21 protein-coding genes are annotated in these 16,918 nt (G+C 50.9%); 14 read left to right on the top strand and 7 right to left on the bottom strand.

The annotated features are described in order from the left end of the window. Positions 1–10: 10 nt before the first annotated feature. From ACRPK8_RS07830 to ACRPK8_RS07820, 3 genes are all read left to right on the top strand, one after another. Positions 11–1,303 (top strand): methyl-accepting chemotaxis protein, encoded by a 1,293-nt coding sequence (locus ACRPK8_RS07830; RefSeq protein ID WP_432237710.1) that lies wholly within the window; start codon positions 11–13, stop codon positions 1,301–1,303. Positions 1,304–1,399: 96 nt separating this feature from the next. Then, on the top strand, positions 1,400–2,077 hold the full coding sequence (locus tag ACRPK8_RS07825; protein ID WP_432237709.1) for a hypothetical protein: 678 nt from the start codon (positions 1,400–1,402) through the stop codon (positions 2,075–2,077). A 41-nt stretch (positions 2,078–2,118) separates the two neighbouring features. After that, on the top strand, positions 2,119–2,688 hold the full coding sequence (locus ACRPK8_RS07820) for a GNAT family N-acetyltransferase (protein WP_432237708.1): 570 nt from the start codon (positions 2,119–2,121) through the stop codon (positions 2,686–2,688). Positions 2,689–2,735: 47 nt separating this feature from the next. On the opposite strand, the gene ACRPK8_RS07815 is transcribed toward ACRPK8_RS07820, so the two are convergent. Next, on the bottom strand, positions 2,736–3,356 hold the full coding sequence (locus tag ACRPK8_RS07815; RefSeq protein WP_432237707.1) for a serine/threonine protein kinase: 621 nt from the start codon (positions 3,354–3,356) through the stop codon (positions 2,736–2,738). 152 nt (positions 3,357–3,508) lie between these two features. On the opposite strand from ACRPK8_RS07815, the gene ACRPK8_RS07810 reads away from it, so the two are divergent. The 5 genes from ACRPK8_RS07810 to ACRPK8_RS07790 are packed head-to-tail and all read left to right on the top strand — an operon-like array spanning position 3,509 to position 7,667. Then, positions 3,509–4,987, top strand: coding sequence for a carboxypeptidase M32 (locus ACRPK8_RS07810; protein WP_432237706.1), 1,479 nt, complete (start codon positions 3,509–3,511; stop codon positions 4,985–4,987). Beyond that, complete coding sequence (locus tag ACRPK8_RS07805; RefSeq protein WP_432237705.1) at positions 4,987–5,709, top strand: glycerophosphodiester phosphodiesterase; 723 nt, start codon at positions 4,987–4,989, stop codon at positions 5,707–5,709. Before ACRPK8_RS07810 ends, ACRPK8_RS07805 begins: the two co-directional genes overlap by 1 nt. 13 nt (positions 5,710–5,722) lie before the next feature. Then, positions 5,723–6,193, top strand: a complete 471-nt coding sequence (locus ACRPK8_RS07800; RefSeq protein WP_432237704.1) for a hypothetical protein — start codon at positions 5,723–5,725, stop codon at positions 6,191–6,193. After that, positions 6,183–6,740 carry a guanylate kinase gene (locus ACRPK8_RS07795; RefSeq protein WP_432237703.1) on the top strand — a complete coding sequence of 186 codons (558 nt, stop codon included), beginning with the start codon at positions 6,183–6,185 and terminating at the stop codon, positions 6,738–6,740. Before ACRPK8_RS07800 ends, ACRPK8_RS07795 begins: the two co-directional genes overlap by 11 nt. A gap of 51 nt (positions 6,741–6,791) precedes the next feature. Continuing rightward, positions 6,792–7,667 carry an aminoglycoside phosphotransferase family protein gene (locus ACRPK8_RS07790; protein ID WP_432237702.1) on the top strand — a complete coding sequence of 292 codons (876 nt, stop codon included), beginning with the start codon at positions 6,792–6,794 and terminating at the stop codon, positions 7,665–7,667. Positions 7,668–7,734: 67 nt separating this feature from the next. Here ACRPK8_RS07790 and ACRPK8_RS07785 read toward each other — a convergent pair whose 3' ends face one another. The 4 genes from ACRPK8_RS07785 to ACRPK8_RS07770 form a co-directional block, all read right to left on the bottom strand. Next, positions 7,735–7,980, bottom strand: coding sequence for a hypothetical protein (locus tag ACRPK8_RS07785; protein ID WP_432237701.1), 246 nt, complete (start codon positions 7,978–7,980; stop codon positions 7,735–7,737). Between the two features lie 84 nt (positions 7,981–8,064). Then, positions 8,065–8,550, bottom strand: a complete 486-nt coding sequence (locus ACRPK8_RS07780; protein WP_432237700.1) for a tetratricopeptide repeat protein — start codon at positions 8,548–8,550, stop codon at positions 8,065–8,067. A gap of 71 nt (positions 8,551–8,621) precedes the next feature. Continuing rightward, the gene (locus ACRPK8_RS07775; protein WP_432237699.1) at positions 8,622–9,065 is read right to left on the bottom strand and encodes a MarR family winged helix-turn-helix transcriptional regulator; all 444 of its coding nucleotides are present in this window, start codon (positions 9,063–9,065) and stop codon (positions 8,622–8,624) included. Between the two features lie 71 nt (positions 9,066–9,136). Beyond that, positions 9,137–10,213 (bottom strand): GTP pyrophosphokinase, encoded by a 1,077-nt coding sequence (locus tag ACRPK8_RS07770; protein WP_432237698.1) that lies wholly within the window; start codon positions 10,211–10,213, stop codon positions 9,137–9,139. Between the two features lie 140 nt (positions 10,214–10,353). Between ACRPK8_RS07770 and ACRPK8_RS07765 the strand changes: the two genes are divergently transcribed. Next, positions 10,354–11,490, top strand: coding sequence for a Six-bladed beta-propeller, TolB-like protein (locus ACRPK8_RS07765; RefSeq protein ID WP_432237697.1), 1,137 nt, complete (start codon positions 10,354–10,356; stop codon positions 11,488–11,490). Positions 11,491–11,621: 131 nt separating this feature from the next. Here the strand turns inward: ACRPK8_RS07765 and ACRPK8_RS07760 are convergent, their stop codons facing one another. Beyond that, complete coding sequence (locus ACRPK8_RS07760; protein ID WP_023468292.1) at positions 11,622–12,044, bottom strand: organic hydroperoxide resistance protein; 423 nt, start codon at positions 12,042–12,044, stop codon at positions 11,622–11,624. Positions 12,045–12,152: 108 nt separating this feature from the next. Between ACRPK8_RS07760 and ACRPK8_RS07755 the strand changes: the two genes are divergently transcribed. Further along, entirely contained in the window at positions 12,153–12,584 is a 432-nt protein-coding gene (locus ACRPK8_RS07755; protein WP_432237696.1) for a MarR family winged helix-turn-helix transcriptional regulator, read from the top strand. Between the two features lie 17 nt (positions 12,585–12,601). Here ACRPK8_RS07755 and ACRPK8_RS07750 read toward each other — a convergent pair whose 3' ends face one another. Continuing rightward, positions 12,602–13,057 carry a hypothetical protein gene (locus ACRPK8_RS07750; protein ID WP_432237695.1) on the bottom strand — a complete coding sequence of 152 codons (456 nt, stop codon included), beginning with the start codon at positions 13,055–13,057 and terminating at the stop codon, positions 12,602–12,604. A gap of 126 nt (positions 13,058–13,183) precedes the next feature. Between ACRPK8_RS07750 and ACRPK8_RS07745 the strand changes: the two genes are divergently transcribed. Genes ACRPK8_RS07745 through ACRPK8_RS07730 form a run of 4 tightly spaced genes read left to right on the top strand, consistent with a single transcriptional unit; the run spans position 13,184 to position 16,885 of the window. After that, entirely contained in the window at positions 13,184–13,675 is a 492-nt protein-coding gene (locus ACRPK8_RS07745; RefSeq protein WP_432237694.1) for a PH domain-containing protein, read from the top strand. Continuing rightward, positions 13,672–15,120: a PH domain-containing protein gene (locus tag ACRPK8_RS07740; protein ID WP_432237693.1), complete on the top strand. Its 1,449-nt coding sequence runs from the start codon at positions 13,672–13,674 to the stop codon at positions 15,118–15,120. Before ACRPK8_RS07745 ends, ACRPK8_RS07740 begins: the two co-directional genes overlap by 4 nt. 34 nt (positions 15,121–15,154) lie before the next feature. Then, on the top strand, positions 15,155–16,075 hold the full coding sequence (locus ACRPK8_RS07735) for an alpha/beta hydrolase (RefSeq protein WP_432237692.1): 921 nt from the start codon (positions 15,155–15,157) through the stop codon (positions 16,073–16,075). Between the two features lie 18 nt (positions 16,076–16,093). Beyond that, a complete protein-coding gene (locus ACRPK8_RS07730; protein WP_432237691.1) occupies positions 16,094–16,885 on the top strand; it encodes a protein phosphatase 2C domain-containing protein in 792 nt (263 codons plus the stop codon). The last annotated feature ends 33 nt before the right edge of the window (positions 16,886–16,918 follow it).

The following is a 16,918-nucleotide window of genomic DNA, read 5'->3' as shown; positions in this document are numbered from 1 at the left end:
AGAGAAGTCTATGAAGTGGTTCACGAAATCAGCATCACCGTCCTTTGATGGGCTCATCGAAGCCGAACGTCCCCATGTCGTGTTGAACGTTCCAGCATCCTTACATGAACAACTACGTTTAATCGATTTACAAGCTGTCGATTTACAAAATGTCCGGGTCATCCGCGAAGATGTATCCCGTTGGATGCCGAGTATGGTCGATGCGTTCTACGAGGAGCTGGTTCGTATTCCGTCTCTCCGTCAGTTGATCGAGCAGCATTCGACACTTGAACGATTAAAAGGTACGCTCGCCCGGCACATCCTGCAAATGTTCGACGGGCAGGTGACGCCGGACTACATCGAAGCCAGGCGCCGGATTGCGGAGCGACATGTGCAAATCGGATTACACAATAAATGGTACATTGCGGCGTTCCAAAACGTCTGGAACGTCCTCAGCGAAAAAATCGATCAAAGTGATTGGCCGGAAGGTGAACGTCTCCGGATCATGCGGGCAGCGGGGAAACTGTTCAACTTGGAACAACAGATCGTCATGACGATGTATGAGGATCAGGTCGATGAGGAACGGCAAGCAATCGCAACAGCGAAACGTCATGTCGGAGACGGCGTGCAGAAATCGACTGAGGAACTCGCGGCGATGAGTGAAGAGTCGTCCGCCAATTTCCAAGAGATTGAACGTCACGCGAAACATGTCTCGACGACGACGGATGCGATTTCACTTCAATTGACGGAAGCGGTCGGTGAAGCGGAAGCAGGAGTCGCCCTCGTCGAAGAAGAGACACGGCGCTTTGAGACCGTCGTCGCGGATTTGTCACGGACGACCGAACAAGTTGCTGAACTGTCACGCTTGTCGCAAGAAATCGAACGGATTGCCGGAATGGTGACGACGATTTCCGATCAAACGAACCTGCTCAGTCTGAATGCTTCCATCGAAGCAGCGCGTGCCGGGGAGATGGGTCGAGGCTTCACCGTTGTCGCGCAAGAAATTCGGAAACTGGCTGAAGAGAGTAAACAATCGGCAGCAGAAACGTCGCGGATTGCACAAGAAATCACGCAAAAGATGCTCGTCGTCTCCGAGCGGATGGGAACGACCGAGACGGCGGTCGTCCGGACGACGACGGAAATGCAACAAGTCGTCCGTGCCTTTTCACGGATTTCTGAACAGACAGACAATGTCTCGCGTCAAATTCACGAACTATCGACGGATACGAAGGATGTCGCCGGAACGATCGAAGGTATGCGGAAGATCGCAGAAGCGATTGCTGAGACGGCAGATGATTTACAGGAAGTCGCGGCGACGCTCTGATGTGTTCCTCCTTTCTCTAAGAAAGGAGGATTTTTTGTCGCTTTATGGAAAAATAAAGGGTGGAGGTGTAAATAAACTGTGGTTCATAGTCTACTATTGATCATTTTATGCTTTATCGCTTTGATGGGGCATTATGTGATGACGGGGGAACTCGCCCCGCTCGAGCTCTACGCCTTACTCGGTTTAACAGGTGTCGCTTTCTTGACTGGCGGAATCGAGTGGTGGCAAATACGACGTGATTTGCGATATCAGGGACAAGAAGAGGACGTATCGGTCCGACTTGCTGACCGTGCTACACGTAAGACGAATACGATTTTTTTAGGACATGAGAAATGGATGACATTTTCTCGTCGTTACGCGAAGTGGTGGCAGGCACTCGTTGTCCGTTTCGAAAAGTTCGAATCGTTTTTTCTCGACGTGACGTTCAAAGGGGACGGGAAACGTCTCCAAATCAAAGAAACGAAAACGGAGTGGTTGCGCAATACGACCCATTTCGTGATTCGCGAAGACGGACGTGACGTCGGAACGATCTGGACAGACGCTGCACTTCGTCAGCAATTACGACTGCAGGAAGTATTACTCGTCACGTATGCCGGTCAGGAGTATCAGATTCGTTCCTCAACGGTCAAGAGAAAAGTCGGTGTCTACCAAAACGGGAATTGTATCGCAACCGGCTCACGACTCGGGGCGCGACTTGTTTTTGATTGTGACACGAACGAACGTTTAGTAGCGGTCGCCAGTATAATCGTCTTTCGTCTCGTGTATTCAAAATAATTTTATTTCAAATACCTTATTTTTCTAAAAGGAATGATAAAATGATTCAGTATCAAGGGAGTCCTGAATTACATACCGAACGCTTACGATTACGGAAAATTCGAATCGCTGATACGGAGGTCATGTTTCAAAACTGGCTCTCAGACGAACGTGTCATGCGTCATTTAATTAAAGGTCCTCATAAGACACTTGACGAAACCAATGTTCGGGTCGAAGAAATCACTTCATCCTACGAAAGTAAGGATTTTTGCTACTGGGGAATGGAAGAAAAGCGTAGTGGTACCTTAATCGGAGTCATTGATTTGTTTAATTTCGACGAGACGACGGAACACTGCGAAGTCGGATACTGTATCGGTCATGATTGGTGGAACAAAGGGTATGGAAGCGAAGCACTAGCGGCAATCGTCGAGTACGGTTTTGACAAGATGCAGATCCATAAAATTTCAGCAGCCCACAATATTGACAATCCCGCTTCCGGAAGAATTATGCAGAAAGTCGGCATGATTCAAGAAGGAACTGTCCGGGCGATGATCCGTAATGCAGCAGGGGAGTACAAAGATTGTGCGATCTATGGGCTGCTTCGTGAAACATACGAGAGTTTTGATACATGACAAAACACGCGATGCGCCTCAGTAGTCGAGGAACATCGCGTGTTGTCTTATCCAGTTTTTCGAATCGACTCGAACAACCGTCCTTTATAGACATCCGCTATCGCATTGAGGAACGTCTCACTCAATTTTTTCGGGAAGAATGGCTTTGTGTAGATATACTGATACGCCTTCTTCAAATCATCCCACTGGGTACACGGTTCAGTCTGACGGAAGCGAGCGACATCGATGATCCGTGGTCCGTTTGCCGTTAACAAGATATTGCGCAGGTGAATGTCGGACGGATTCAAACCGACGGCACGAGCTTCTGTCAGCGCTGCATCGACCGTCGACAGGACGGTTTCCGGGATGTAGGTTCCACTGACGAGACATTCAAACAACGTCTGTCCTTCGATGTACTCGAGCACGATGTAATCTAAATCATACTCGTACATCGTGGCATACGTCGGAAACGCCGTCAGTTGTTCATAAATACCGCCTTCAAGCGCAGCGAGATGGCGAAACGACGGGAAAAATTTCTTGATGACACGATCGGTTCCGCGAATACGGAACACATAGGCGCTCCGCCCGGTCCCGATCCAGTCAAGTGCATCAGGAAAGGATTCGATGGAACAGGTCGCCCCGGATTGTTTTAATTCGATCCGCTTTGCTAGCTCAGCATCTGTCTTCACATGGATTACGTCCTTTCGTTCGTTTTCTTATTTTCATTATACGCTCATATGACTGGAAAAGTTTCAAAAACGGCTTCTGTGTGAAAGTTTTGAACATTATGTGATATGCTAAAAATGATATACTTCTACATACTTCAAGGGGGTTTTTACACATGTCAACAACACAACAATGGCGTGACCATTTTGATGGTCTGCGTGCTTACGAAGAGGCCGTCGCACTGCTTTATTGGGATATGCGGACGTATATGCCAGAGCAAGGGGCAGGAAACCGCTCTGCTTCGATCGGATTCCTCTCCACAGAGAGTTTCCGGCGCCGGACTGGTGAGACGTATCAACAACTACTCGCGGCGATGGAGCAGGAGACACTGACGGGGATCGAAGCCGTCTCCTTCGCAAAAGCAAAGGAAGCGTTCGACCGTGACTCGAAGATTCCGGAAGCCGAGTATCAAACGTTCATCACGTTAATCTCGGAAGCGGAGAGTGTCTGGGAAAAGGCGAAGGACGCGAACGACTGGTCGATGTTCGAACCCTTCCTCGAGAAAATCGTCGCGATGGAACGTAAATTCGTCGAGTACTGGGGATATGACGCGCATCCGTACGACGCACTGCTCCATGATTATGAGCCGGGGATGACGGTTGCGACACTCGATCCATTGTTCGCGGAACTCCGCCAAGCGATCATCGGTCTGCTTGGTCAACTCGAAGGAAAAGATTTCCCGACGCTCGACTGGTCGGCGGACCGCGAAACGCAGATCGCCCTAAACCAAGAGTGGCTCCGTGATATCGGCTACGACTTCACGTCCGGTCGCTTGGATGAGACGGTCCATCCGTTCCAGACGACGATCAACCGGAAGGACGCGCGGATCACGACGAAGTATGATGAGACCGACTACCGGAACTCGGTCTTCGGCACGATGCATGAAGCGGGACATGCGACGTATGAACAAGGGATTGAACCGGAACTCGACTCACTCGGTCTCGGTGACGGGGCCTCGATGGGAATCCACGAGTCACAATCACTGTTCTTCGAGAACTTCATCGGCCGCAACCAAGGCTTCCTAGAAGCGCGTTATCATGGCTTACAACAAGCGATTCCGTCACTCGCTGACGTCCCGTTCGAACGCTTCTATGCTGCGGTCAACGAAGTCAAGCCGTCACTGATCCGGATTGAAGCCGATGAACTGACGTATGCGCTCCATATCATCATTCGGTATGAGCTGGAAAAACGCCTGATGACGAACGAACTCGAAGTCAAGGATCTGCCGCAGGAATGGAACCGCCTTTATAAAGAGTATCTCGGGGTCGATGTCCCGAGTGACGCAAAAGGGGTCTTACAAGACGTCCACTGGTCAGGGGGGTCATTCGGTTACTTCCCGAGTTACGCCCTTGGTCTCGTCTACGCGGCACAGCTGAACGAAGCGCTCCGTCGTGACGTCGACAATGTTGATGGTCTGATCGCAGCGGGTACACTTGCCCCAATCAAGGACTGGTTGAAGGAAAACATCCACCGGCACGGGAAATCGAAGACACCGGCTGAACTGATCGAAGCGGCAACGGGTCAATCGATCTCGGTTGCACCACTCGTCAATTATTTGACGAAGAAATACACACGTGTCGTCGAGGCACTCTGATGTTGTGGTTCGCACACCGCGGTGTCAGTGACCGTTTTCCGGAGAACACGCTTGAAGCGATTACAGCAGCAATCGAAGACGGTGTCGACGGCGTCGAGTTCGATGTCCATTTCTCAAAGGACGGTGTCGGTGTCATCATCCATGACGAGACCGTCAACCGGACGACGAACGGGACAGGGCGCGTCGTCGACATGACGGTTGCTGAACTGCAGGCACTTGATGCCGGAGCCCGCTTCAAAGGGGATCCAATCGAGACGAAGATTCCGACGCTTGACGAAGTGTTGGCACTCCTCGCCCCCACGTCACTCCGGCTCAATATCGAGCTGAAGACGGATACGATTCGGTATGACGGCATCGAAGCCTATGTTCTCGAACGCTGCGCAGCGCACGGCATCGCGACCGACCGCTTGTTGTTCAGTTCGTTCAACCATTATTCGGTCGCCTTGATCCGCAAGCTCGACCCGATCGTCGAGACAGCGATTCTGTATCCGTATCCGATCTATCATCCGGAAGAACAAGCCCTCCGGATCGGCGCAACCGGCATTCATCCCGATTACCGACGCGTGACGGAGGCAGATGTTGCCTTCGCCCACGCGCAAGGCGTCATGGTCCGGGTCTATACCCCGAAGACGGTCGACGATGTCCGACAGATGCAGGCGATCGGTGTCGACGCCGTCATCGTCAATGATCCGAAAGGAATGCGCGACACACTTAAAGCGTAAGGAGGAGGAAGGGATGCGCAAGGACTACGTATTCGTCATCAGTTTGTCGCTCGTCGCCTTATTCGTCGGACTCCAGCTCGGTTTTGCCCGTTTACCGGAACCGAAACCGAAGCAAGTGACGACGACACCGATGCGTCCGGCTGATTATAAGTCGGGACTTACGGCGGCGAAACAGGAGCTCAAGCAGATCCAGCGTTTCACCCTAAAAAGCACCCTTCCCATCTCTGGAACGACAACGACATGGATTTATGAGACACCGTCCGATGAACGGATCGCTGTCGATTGGTACTATGTCGAAAGCTATCCGGAAGCCCAGGTCCAGATGACGCGCAACGAGACGTCCCGGATCATCTCGTACGAGCGGTACCTGGTCGTCATCCGACCGATTTACGGGACGGTCGTCGATAGTGAACTCGAACAGTTCGCGCTTCGTTTTACGAGCTACTTTACGACACAACAACAGGGGGAAAACGATGTCAGGTAAAATCATTCTCTTGATTGGTGGATCGGGCAGCGGAAAGTCCTCCTTGATCAAACGCCTGCGGACGGAGTACCAACACGTCCGCTTCATCCCATCGGTGACGACACGACCGAAACGTCCGACAGAACTCGACGGCGCGAGCTATCATTTCGTCGACGTCAAGACGTTCCAGCAATTAATCCAGGATGATGGTTTCATCGAGTATGCCCATGTCCACCGGGCGTGGTACGGGACACCGCGTCAAGCATATGTCGACGTCCTCGAACAGGATCAGATCGTCATCAAGGACATCGACCCAAAAGGAGCAGCGAACTTTAAGCGTCTGTTTGGTGACCAGGTGATCACGATTTTCGTCTCGGTTCCGCCCGACTTGATGAAGGAACGGCTGTTGATGCGGGGGGATACACCGGAGTTCGAAGCACGGCTCGTCGATTACGAGGAGGCGTGGAAAGACCGCGATCATTACGATTACATGATTGAAAACATTGATTTCGAGACGGCGTATGCCGATCTGCTTGAGATCATTGCCGGCTATATTCCACAGGCATGACGAAGAGGACGCTCACTCGCGTCCTCTTTTCGTCTGCAGAAAGGAGTACCCATGTTACCGAATCATCCGTTGTTACAAATGATTCAAACCGTTGAGCGGCTTCCTGGCAGGTCAAATCAAGCTGTCTGGTCCGTCAAGACGGCGACGGACCACTATATCGTCAAGATGGTCTTCGATCCAACCAGCCGTCAGTATGATCGAGAAGCAGAGCTTATGATCCCAAAACAAGGTAACGTTTTTCATGCCTTACCGTTAGCGACCGGACGGACCACAACGAGTGCGTACGGCATTTATCCGTATCTCTCTGGGCGTACCGTCCGAAGCGTGCTCCAAGAGACGCCGGAATTAGCGCCACGACTCGGCCAGGAGACAGGGCGTGCATTGAGATGCATTCATGTCGTTACGGCACCGAGCAAGATGGCGTCGTGGCGGGAGCGTTGCCAAGCGAAACACGATCGCTATCGTGCTGCGATCGATGGTTTGCTTGAGCCGACTTGGATTGAGCGTCTTGATCGATTCATCTTAGAAAGGCTTCCCCTTTTAGCAGGGCGTCCGAACCACCTGCAACATGACGATGTCCATCTTGATAATTTACTTGTCGAGGACGGTCATCTCGCCGCTTTCCTTGATTACGGGAACCATGATTACGGCGATCCGTGGCACGATTTCGTCAAATGTGGTTTGTTTCAGGTCGAGACGAGTCCTGAGTTTGTCCGCCATCTGATCAACGGGTACTTCGAGAATCAGGTACCGGAGCGATTTTGGCAGCTGTACAGTCTCTACATGGCGATGGTCGTCTTTTCAGCACTCGTCTGGGCAGAGCGCTTCGACGCAGAAGGAGTAGAAATGATGCAACGGCGCGTTCAGTGGATCATCCGCGATCACGATGGGTTTCAGCGTGAGATACCGCTTTGGTATGAGACGTAAAAAAACAACGGGTCCGTCTCTCACTTGAAGAGAAATGAACCCGTTGTTTTTTTGAAGTTATTGAATATTACCATTCAAAGCCTTCTTCACTGTACTTGCCGTTCGCATTAAAGAATCGTTCTTCGGTTTTACCATTGACGGTATTCGTATAAATGACGTAAACGTCGAGATGATCATTTTGATCCGCCATCTTCTTAGCGGCTTTCTTAGCATCGGCTTCAGTCGTATAAGTCTCCGATTTGCTTGCTTTACCGTGTTTTTCTTGACCTTGTTCTTCATATCCTTCGACTGTCCATACTTTTTTCGATGACATCATTAACTTCCTTTCCTGCCAAAAGCGAGTCCGCTTGGCTGTTATATTATGCTGTGTAGACCAAACCATCGTCAACGGTTGGCATTATTCCATGACGATCTCGTCCAAATGATCGGCATAATAACGGAGTGCCCGGTCAAATGACTGGATCGAGGTGTCTGACGACGTTTCTGCCAGCGTCTTGAGCAAACGACCGATTGCCTGATCGCTTTGACCGAGATTGTATTCCGTCATTGCGAGAAATGTCTGTAAGACATGGGCATCCGGAAACTCTAGCAACGCACGATGGAGAACGTCTGACGCTGCTTCGAACTGACCGGTGACGCGGTAGGTACTGCCGAGCCCGATATAGGCTTGCAAGCGGTCTACTCCCGTAAGACCGAGCGCTAGTGCCCGCTCATAATAGAGGACAGCAGCATGTTCTTCACCGAGACTATCATGACACCACGCCATCTGATAGAGGACGGTCGGATCGTCGGGAGATGTCTCGACATACAGACGGACGCGTTCTTTGGCTGCTTCATACTGTCCGGTCTTTCGTAACTGTTGCACCGATTCGAAATCAAACATCGTATTCCCTCCTCATCGTTGACTTAAAAACGGACCCGGTCGTCCTGACCGGATCCGTTCCATCGAACAGCTTAGACTGTTTTTTCAAGTTTTGTTAAGAGCGAGCGGAACAATTCTAGTTCTTCATCCGAGAAGTCCTCGAACACGTCCGCGAGATAATCCATCTTCAGCGATTCCAGTTTTTCGTACAACTCGATGCCTTTTGGTGTTGCCCGCAGTTCGACGACGCGGCGGTCCAGTTCACTGCGCTCCCGCGAAATCAACTCTTTTTTCGTCAATTCGTCTGCCAGTGCCGTGATCATGCTCGCTGAGAATTGGAACTCTTGCGAGAGGGCGGACGCAATTTGCGGACTGTTTGCACACAGTGATTTCAAGATGAAGAACTCGTTGCGTGTCAAGTAGGTCGTGAACATGCTGCGGACGTCCTTTTTGATCGCACGGTAATTCATCCGTAATCCTTTTTCCGTATCGACGATCAGCTGATCGCGTTGTGCTACTTCTAATGTAGTTGCCATGTATCGTTCACTCTTTCTATACCGTAGTTTCTGTCACTCGTGATTTAGTATAGTGAAAAATTTTAGTTTAATCAATATTTTTCTCTTGAATCATCTGTTTCAACCGCACGGGCGACTTGGGCGACGATCTCTTCGACGTTGCGTAGCTCCGGATAAAAGCGCCGGAAGAAGTAATCGATCCGGTGTGTATCATTTCCTGCAATCGTCAACGCCATGCAGATATAGGCGATCCCGATGCCTTGACGGGGCAGGAAGGGATTCGGCATGACCTTCGCACAACGCAGGGCAAGCGGACTGTGTGTCGTCACCGCTTCAATCAGCTCTCCGTACGTCCGGATATCGACATAATGGAACATCCGGATCAATTCGTTGATCAATTGTTGATCGGAATCAAGCATCATCTGTGACGTGACGAATTGTTTGTCGAGTTCGCTGATGACGGGGGAATGATCGATGAAGTAGTTCAAATTATCCGCCGTGATCCGGACTTGGTGGGGATCTGACAGAATCTGTTGAACGGTCTCGTCCTCGAACTGCTTCAATTGTTTTTTGATGTTGACGAATTCCTGATCGGCGATCTCAAGCAGCCCTGCCACCCGACTGAAACTGCGCCGGACTTCCGCCGGGACGCTGTTCGGATTCTTGTAGCCGAGATCATGTTCAATCTCCGCCCAGGCGTGCTGGAGGATCGAGCGGATCTGGATTTCTGCCGTGTAATCCTTGAAGCGACCGTATTCGCTCAAGGCGAGGCGCTGCTCACTGAGTGCTGCGACGAAATGAACGGAGAGGTACCCGAACTCGGTCGTATCAAGCAGGGTCGACTTATCGACGGATTGATCCCGGTCGATCGCGAACTCGTTTTCAATGATTCGCGCCGCTTCCCGGACGTCATCATGAAAATAGGTGACGATCCGGATTCCGGTCAAGTCATGGACATCCTTTAGTGAACGGTATTTGTTCGGTTGCCGCAACACTTTCTGGTACAGACTCTCGGAATCCTTCGTCCGGGCGACGATCGAGTGGTATTTGATTCCGGCTGCGTCGAGTAGCTCGGACAGGAGCATCTTCAACTTATCGGCATAGGCATCATATTCTTCCTTGTCGTTGACGTATTCAAGCATCATCGTATTTACATCTTGTGATTGCACGGTCTCGCACCTTCCTCATCCTGTAGTCATCTAGCCATATTGTAGCACTCTGGTTCGTTAAACGCACAGCAAGACCCTGTTTGAAGCCTTGCGATTCGTGGGAAAAAGACAAGTAGTACGTTTCCGGGAGGAGATTGAATATGGAAATAGTAGATGCTCGTGCCTTACCTGCTGACCACATGGATGTCCTGCATGTCACACCGTCGTCGATTTATTTCCGGCGCCGTCTCGATGACGCCCGTTACCACATCAGTCGTTACGACCTCGAAGACCAGGAGCAAATCGATCTGACACCAGATGCCCTGACGGATCACGGTCCGACACGTCCGTTCGTACGTAATGGGAAAGTATACTGCCTGAACGAGTTCACGCAGGATGAGGGAGGCGAGACGGAAGTGCTCGTCATCGATCTCCACTCCGGAAAACGCGAGCAGATCGCTTCGTTTTATGTCGATGGGGACTTGACGCTCTACTGGGTGCTCAATGACAACTACCTTGTCTTTTTGCAGACGACGGATACGACCTCCGCCTTTTTGTATGACGTCAAGGACGAGTCCCGACAGACGATTCGCGATCAGCGGTTGTACGGAATGACAGAGAACTACCGGGAACTGTACTTCTTTCTCGTGACGCTTGACGACAAGGACTATATCGTCTGTAATGCACGGCTAGATGAATTTTCCTTTTATGACGCGCTAGAAGGTGGAATCATCTCACCGGAAGATCCAATCGATCATTCGGAAAGCTTGTTGATTGCTCCACTTTCGACCTTAATCGAAGAAATTGAACAGGGGGTCGACCATCTGTCCTTTGCGACACTGTTGAAGTTAGAAGGGGAAGGGGATACCGTCCAGTATCTCGGCGAACAGGACGGTCATCTCATCTTCAGCGCCTATACCGATCGTCAAAATGAAGAAGTCTTTTACCGGATCGATACGGAAGCGAGCGTCGAGGAGGTTGCCCGGATCCAGTGGAGTGACTATGAACCGCTTGATTTCACGTATGACGACGTCGAATCGACGATCTTCATCGTCAATGACCGGTCCGAACATCACCATGAGGTCGTCAATTTACGAAACGGTGCCCGATTCCTCGATAAGGAACCGTTTGAACGCGTCTTACGCGGACGTTTTTACCTGCACGAAGCCATCGGCGATGATGCGGAGCCGATGGTGACGGTATTCGACGCGGAACACAATGAACGCTATCGTTTTGAAGATGCCTATTATGTGATCGTCTCCGGAGAACTCGTCATCTTATCGGTCGATCACTTATAAAAGAAGCGGTTGGTCTCGTCGTGAGAGCAACCGCTTGTCCATCAACACATAAAATTATTTCAATTACCATAATCATAATAAAAAGAAAAAACCAGCAAGAGAGAACCTCAGGCTGGCTAGAAATGCTACACTTATTCTGCGTCCGTCGTACGTGTATAGACATCGACTTGGATGTTTCCAGCAGTCGCACGAGAGTACGGGCAGACCGTATGAGCGACTTTCGCGAGTTCAGCAGCCGCTTCTTCCGAGATTCCGCGGACAAGAACGTCGAGCTCGACTGAAAGCATGAATCCGTCAGCTGCTTCGTTTAATGTCACGTGCGCTGTGACTTCACTACCGTCATGTTTGATGCCTTGTTTGCGTGCAACCATATTGAGTGCAGAGTCGAAGCAAGCAGAGTATCCTGCAGCAAAGAGTTGTTCTGGGTTCGTTGCTTGTTTTTTCGATCCTGGTACTGGCATGGCGAGGGCGACGTCGAGAATTCCGTCCTCTGATACGACGCGTCCGTCGCGACCTCCGACAGCTGTTGCAGATGATGTGAACATTGGTTTCATGTGTGTAACTCCCTTTCGTTGTTAGATTCAAATAAGTAGCTTACAATTAGATTGTATACAATTTAAATCGAATTGCAACTCGTTTGCTCACGATAGGAGGAATTTTTTATGAACCCGTTAGCCTTAGATGAACAACTCTGTTTTCCGTTTTATGCGATTTCGCGTGAAATCACGCGTCGTTACCGCCCGTTACTTGAACCGCTCGGTCTGACGTATCCGCAATACCTCGTCATGCTCGTCGTCTGGGAAGAAGAGGGACAGTCGCTTAAAGCCATCGGTGAACGGCTCCATCTTGACTCCGGTACGTTGACCCCGTTGCTGAAGAAACTCGAAGCAGCAGATCTGTTACGACGCGTCCGTAAGCCGGAAGATGAACGACACATCCAAATCTTTTTGACCGATGCCGGTCGTGCGTTACGGAAACAAGCAGAGAGCGTTCCGCTTGATCTCGTCCGGACGCTTGACGTCGACGAAGAAGACTTACGCGTCGTTAAAGCGGCACTCAATCGTCTAGTCATGAAAATGAGCGACCCGGATTGACCGGATCGCTCATTGTCTTATTTACGGCGGAAGCCTTCTTCTTCAAGATAGTTCGCTGCTTCCTTATACGAGTTGAATGCACCGTCTAAAAGATCACCGGCGTAAACGAGCCACGTGTCGATGTCTTCATTGAGTAACGTCAATTCGAACTGGTTATCATTGACCCACGTTTCTTCAAGCGTTTCAACAGATTGCACTGTCGAGAGTGCTTTGATGGCATCTTCTAACAAGAGGATTAAAGCGGGCTCTGAGAATTCACGGATATTGACGAACCCTTTTTCGTCCGTTTCATATCCCGGAAGACCGGCAGCGTAAACAAAACCATTTCCGTTCGGATGCAAGTGATAGACGAGGTTCTTCTTCTCGTACTGGCTGTCCGGAAACTGGAAATTGACGCGCTTCAGCGAGACATCTTTGCGGACGAGTTGCGGGAATGTCCCGATGATTCGTAATTTTTCTTCAAAAGTTAACATGGTTCCTCCTTGGTGTTACAGTTCTTCACTTCTATTATATGCGATGAAATCAGACAAAATGTCAACCGCTGTCTGAAACCCGACGATGATTTTACACGTAAATGGAAACGAAAGGAAGTGTTTTTAATGTCTACTGGACAATGGCATACGTTGCCCGAACGATCGATCCGGGCTGAACGACTCGGATTACTACCGCTCCATGGTTTGATTGCGATCATTTTGATAGGTACGACGATCACCCAAGTCATGTGGCTCGATCTGACGCCGTGGTGGATGGGGATTGCTGCTTTGCTTTGGCTCATATACTTCATTCCCCGTATCGTCTACATACCCGTTCTGCGTCTGAAGTATATGTGTTTTCGGATCGATGAGGAGTTCCTCGTCGTCCGTAACGGGATTTTTTTCCGCCGCGAAGTGACGGTGCCCCTCGTCAAGGTGCAACTGATTGACAGTCAATCCGGTCCGATCTTGCGGCGTTACGACTTGATCACGCTCGATATCCGGACAGCATCCGGCTTCGTCACGTTAGCTCGTCTTGATCGTACGCAAGGGGACGTTCTACGCAAGCAAGTCGAGCGATTTGCGAAACTCGAGGAGCGTGAGGAGGAATCGTTATGACACGGCGCGTTCATCCGCTGTTCATTTTGATGTCGAGCATCTCGACCATCCGTTCGCTCCTGATCCCGTTCGCCGCCTTGATTTTGAATGCGATCCGGAAAGGCGAAATCAATTCCTACACGTGGATCGGCATCAGTGTCGGCATTTTGTTCGTCATCCTTTACGGGATCGCCTCCTGGTACTTTTATACGTTCACGATTGATGCCGAAACGATTCGCGTCCGCAAAGGGATTGTAAAAAAGAGTGAACGGACGACACAACGCAAACGGATCGAATCGATCGGGATTCAGCAAAATGTGATTGAACGGCTGTTGCGTCTTGCGACATTGACGGTCGAGACATCATCCGAGAGCGGCTCACCGGAAGTCGAACTGAAGGGCATTCGGCTTGATTTTGCGAAGGAGCTGAAGTCATCGATTAAAAACGACGGACCCATCGTTGCTAAGGAAGAATCTGAAGAAATCGCCTATACGATTCCCGTCCGCGACTTAGCACTTGCCGGTGCCTTGTCAGGGCGTGTTGGTCTTGCCCTCGTCGGAATCGGAACTGCTTATCAGTTCATCGACCAATTCATCGAACGCTATGTCGACCGGTTGTTCTCGGAACTGGCCCATCTGTCATTAATCGTCTTGACGGGACTCGGCATTCTTGTCCTGCTTATCATCTACATCGGCTCGATCATCGTCTATATTTTGAAATACGGCGCATACCGTGCTGTCTTGCAACACAATCGTTTGTTAATCGGCTACGGGATGCTGAACCGGACCGAGGTCGCATTTCATGCGGACAAAATTCAAGCGCTCGTCATTCAGGAAAGCTGGATTCAGCGGTTGATCGGTCGGGCGAGCCTATCCTTACACATCATCTCGGCGACCGGGGAGAAGGAGCGGCTGCTGCTCCATCCGTTCATCCGGACGAACGAGATCGATGGATTCCTTGCGACCTACCTGCCGCGTTTTCGCCAGTTCACCCCACAGTACGAAGTTGCAGCGAAGGGGTTCCGTTACCGGGTCCGCTGGCCACTCATCGGGTACGCGCTTCTGTTTACTACACTGAGCAGTGTCGTAAGCATCGTCCTTGATTCTTCGTGGCGCTTCTTGATTCTGTTGCTGTTCATCTGGCTTCCGCTTTACTTTTTCGCCGTTCGAAGCGGCTATAAGAAGACCCGGTTCGGCACCAAACATGATTTGTTGATGTTACGTAAACATTGGATCCAAAAAGAGACCGTCTATACACCGCGACTCAAGATTGAAGAACTGACGTGGTCCGTCTCCCGCTTTCTTGAAGCGAAGGAAATCGCTAAGATTCAGGTGCACTTGCGCGGGAATACCGCATTTAACGCGCTGTATTTTAAGCGAAGTGACATTCAACAGCTGCAAATCTGGTATAAACAATCCTTTCTATCCGATCCACTAGCAGGGGAAGCGGATCAACACGACGAATAAGAAAAGACTCACTGTCGGAAAGGAAGCGAACTGCATGCGCAAATGGGGAATCGGTATCGTGTTGCTCGTGACGTGCCTGCTCTTATTCATCATCTATGACGGCTACCGGATCCAGGACACACTGACCGGTCAGTCGGATGCCTCACCCATCCTGAAGCCACAAGCGGATCCGCAACAGATCAGCGAAGACGAGTCGTGGTTTCAAAAAACGAGCAAGACACAACAATGGTCAAAAGACGGAGTCGGCCGTTTCGGTCGTTATCTACCGGCTACCGGTAGTAAACAGACAGTCCTGCTCGTACCGGACGAGATCGGCTTTTCGCAAACCGGTGTTTATGCGCTCGCCCGTTACTATCATGATGCTGGCTTTAATGTCCTGTTGATTGAGCGTCGCGGTCAGGCACGAAGTGGGGGGATTCGCAATTTCGGCTGGCTCGATCGACTCGATGTCTTGGAGTGGACGAAGCGTCTGCTCGCAGAAAACGGGAATGATACGCGGATCGTCTACCACGGTCTTGGTGTCGGTGGAGCGACGGTCCTACTCGCTGCCGGTGAAACGGTACCACCGCAGGTCCGCGCTGTCGTTGCGGAAGGGGCATATGCCCGGCTCGACGACTGGTTCAGCGTCCTCGCCGATGCCCAAATTCCCTATCCGGCGCTACCGTCTCTGACGGTCGCGAGCATGTGGAACAAAGGCGAGCAGGATTTCTTCTATGGCGATGTCTCCGTGACGCGCCAAGCGACGAAAATTCGGGTTCCGACACTGTTCATCCACGGCATGAACGACGAACGTGTTCCGGTCCGGATGATGTATGAACTCTATCAAGCGAAGAGCGGTCTGAAACAATTGTATCCGGTCCGTAATGCCGGGCATGATGAGACATACGTGAATGATCCTGAGAACTATGAAAAACGATTACGTTTATTCCTGCAGCCATACTTGCGGGATATGTAACGCAGAGGAGAAGTCGTCATGCACACTACACACGTATCCTATTACTGGGTCGGTTCCGACGAACCGTTCGTCGATCAACAGCACATCGACCAGTGGGGTCCCATCACGCTTGGGCGTTTCGGTGGCTGCTCAAGCAGTGGACAATATAAAAACGAAGACGGGGTTGCCGTTCTCGTCGGGGATGACTGGGAGATGACCGTCGTTTTAGATGCCCACAAGACAGCAGATAGTGCGGCGCTCGTCTTACAGTATCTCGCGCAATCCGAGTCGCGCATTCGGGGTGACCTTGACGCACCATTGACGGAAGCGTTCAGCCGAATCGAGACAACGGTACTAAATCTGTTTCAACGTCCAGACTTCTTAGCGGCATGCGAGGCGTTACAAGGTGAGACGGCCTGTTTGATTGCTGTTCGTAAAGGACGCTTCATCTGGTGGTTATCCGTCGGCGACGTCGTCTTGTATCTGTTTCATCCCGATTTGATGAAGATGGGGCAAGCCGCGTTGAACCAGCGACAGTTTTATGAATGGATCGGCCGTGCCAACACGTTCGCCTTACCCGTCCCGAGTTATACCCGGGGTGTCCGGGAGTTGCGAAACGGGGAGAACCGGTTGTTCGTAACGACAGACGGTCTACTTGAATGCCCCGGGACACCGTTTGCTGAACCAAAGCAGATTGAGGAAGCTTTACAATCAGGTGGTATCGCTGAACTACTCTCAAAAATCGAAGCGAATGAAGTACGCGACAGCACGACGGTCGTCACGTGGACGGTCACGATTGACGAACGCGTCACACAACCAAGTGATACATGAAACAACCCGCGCTCTTGATTGAGCGCGGGTTGT

Source organism: Exiguobacterium sp. TDN 0502 (genome assembly GCF_050846835.1).
Classification (GTDB): Bacteria; Bacillota; Bacilli; order Exiguobacteriales; family Exiguobacteriaceae; genus Exiguobacterium_A.
This window is presented reverse-complemented; position numbering and strand designations above follow the sequence as displayed.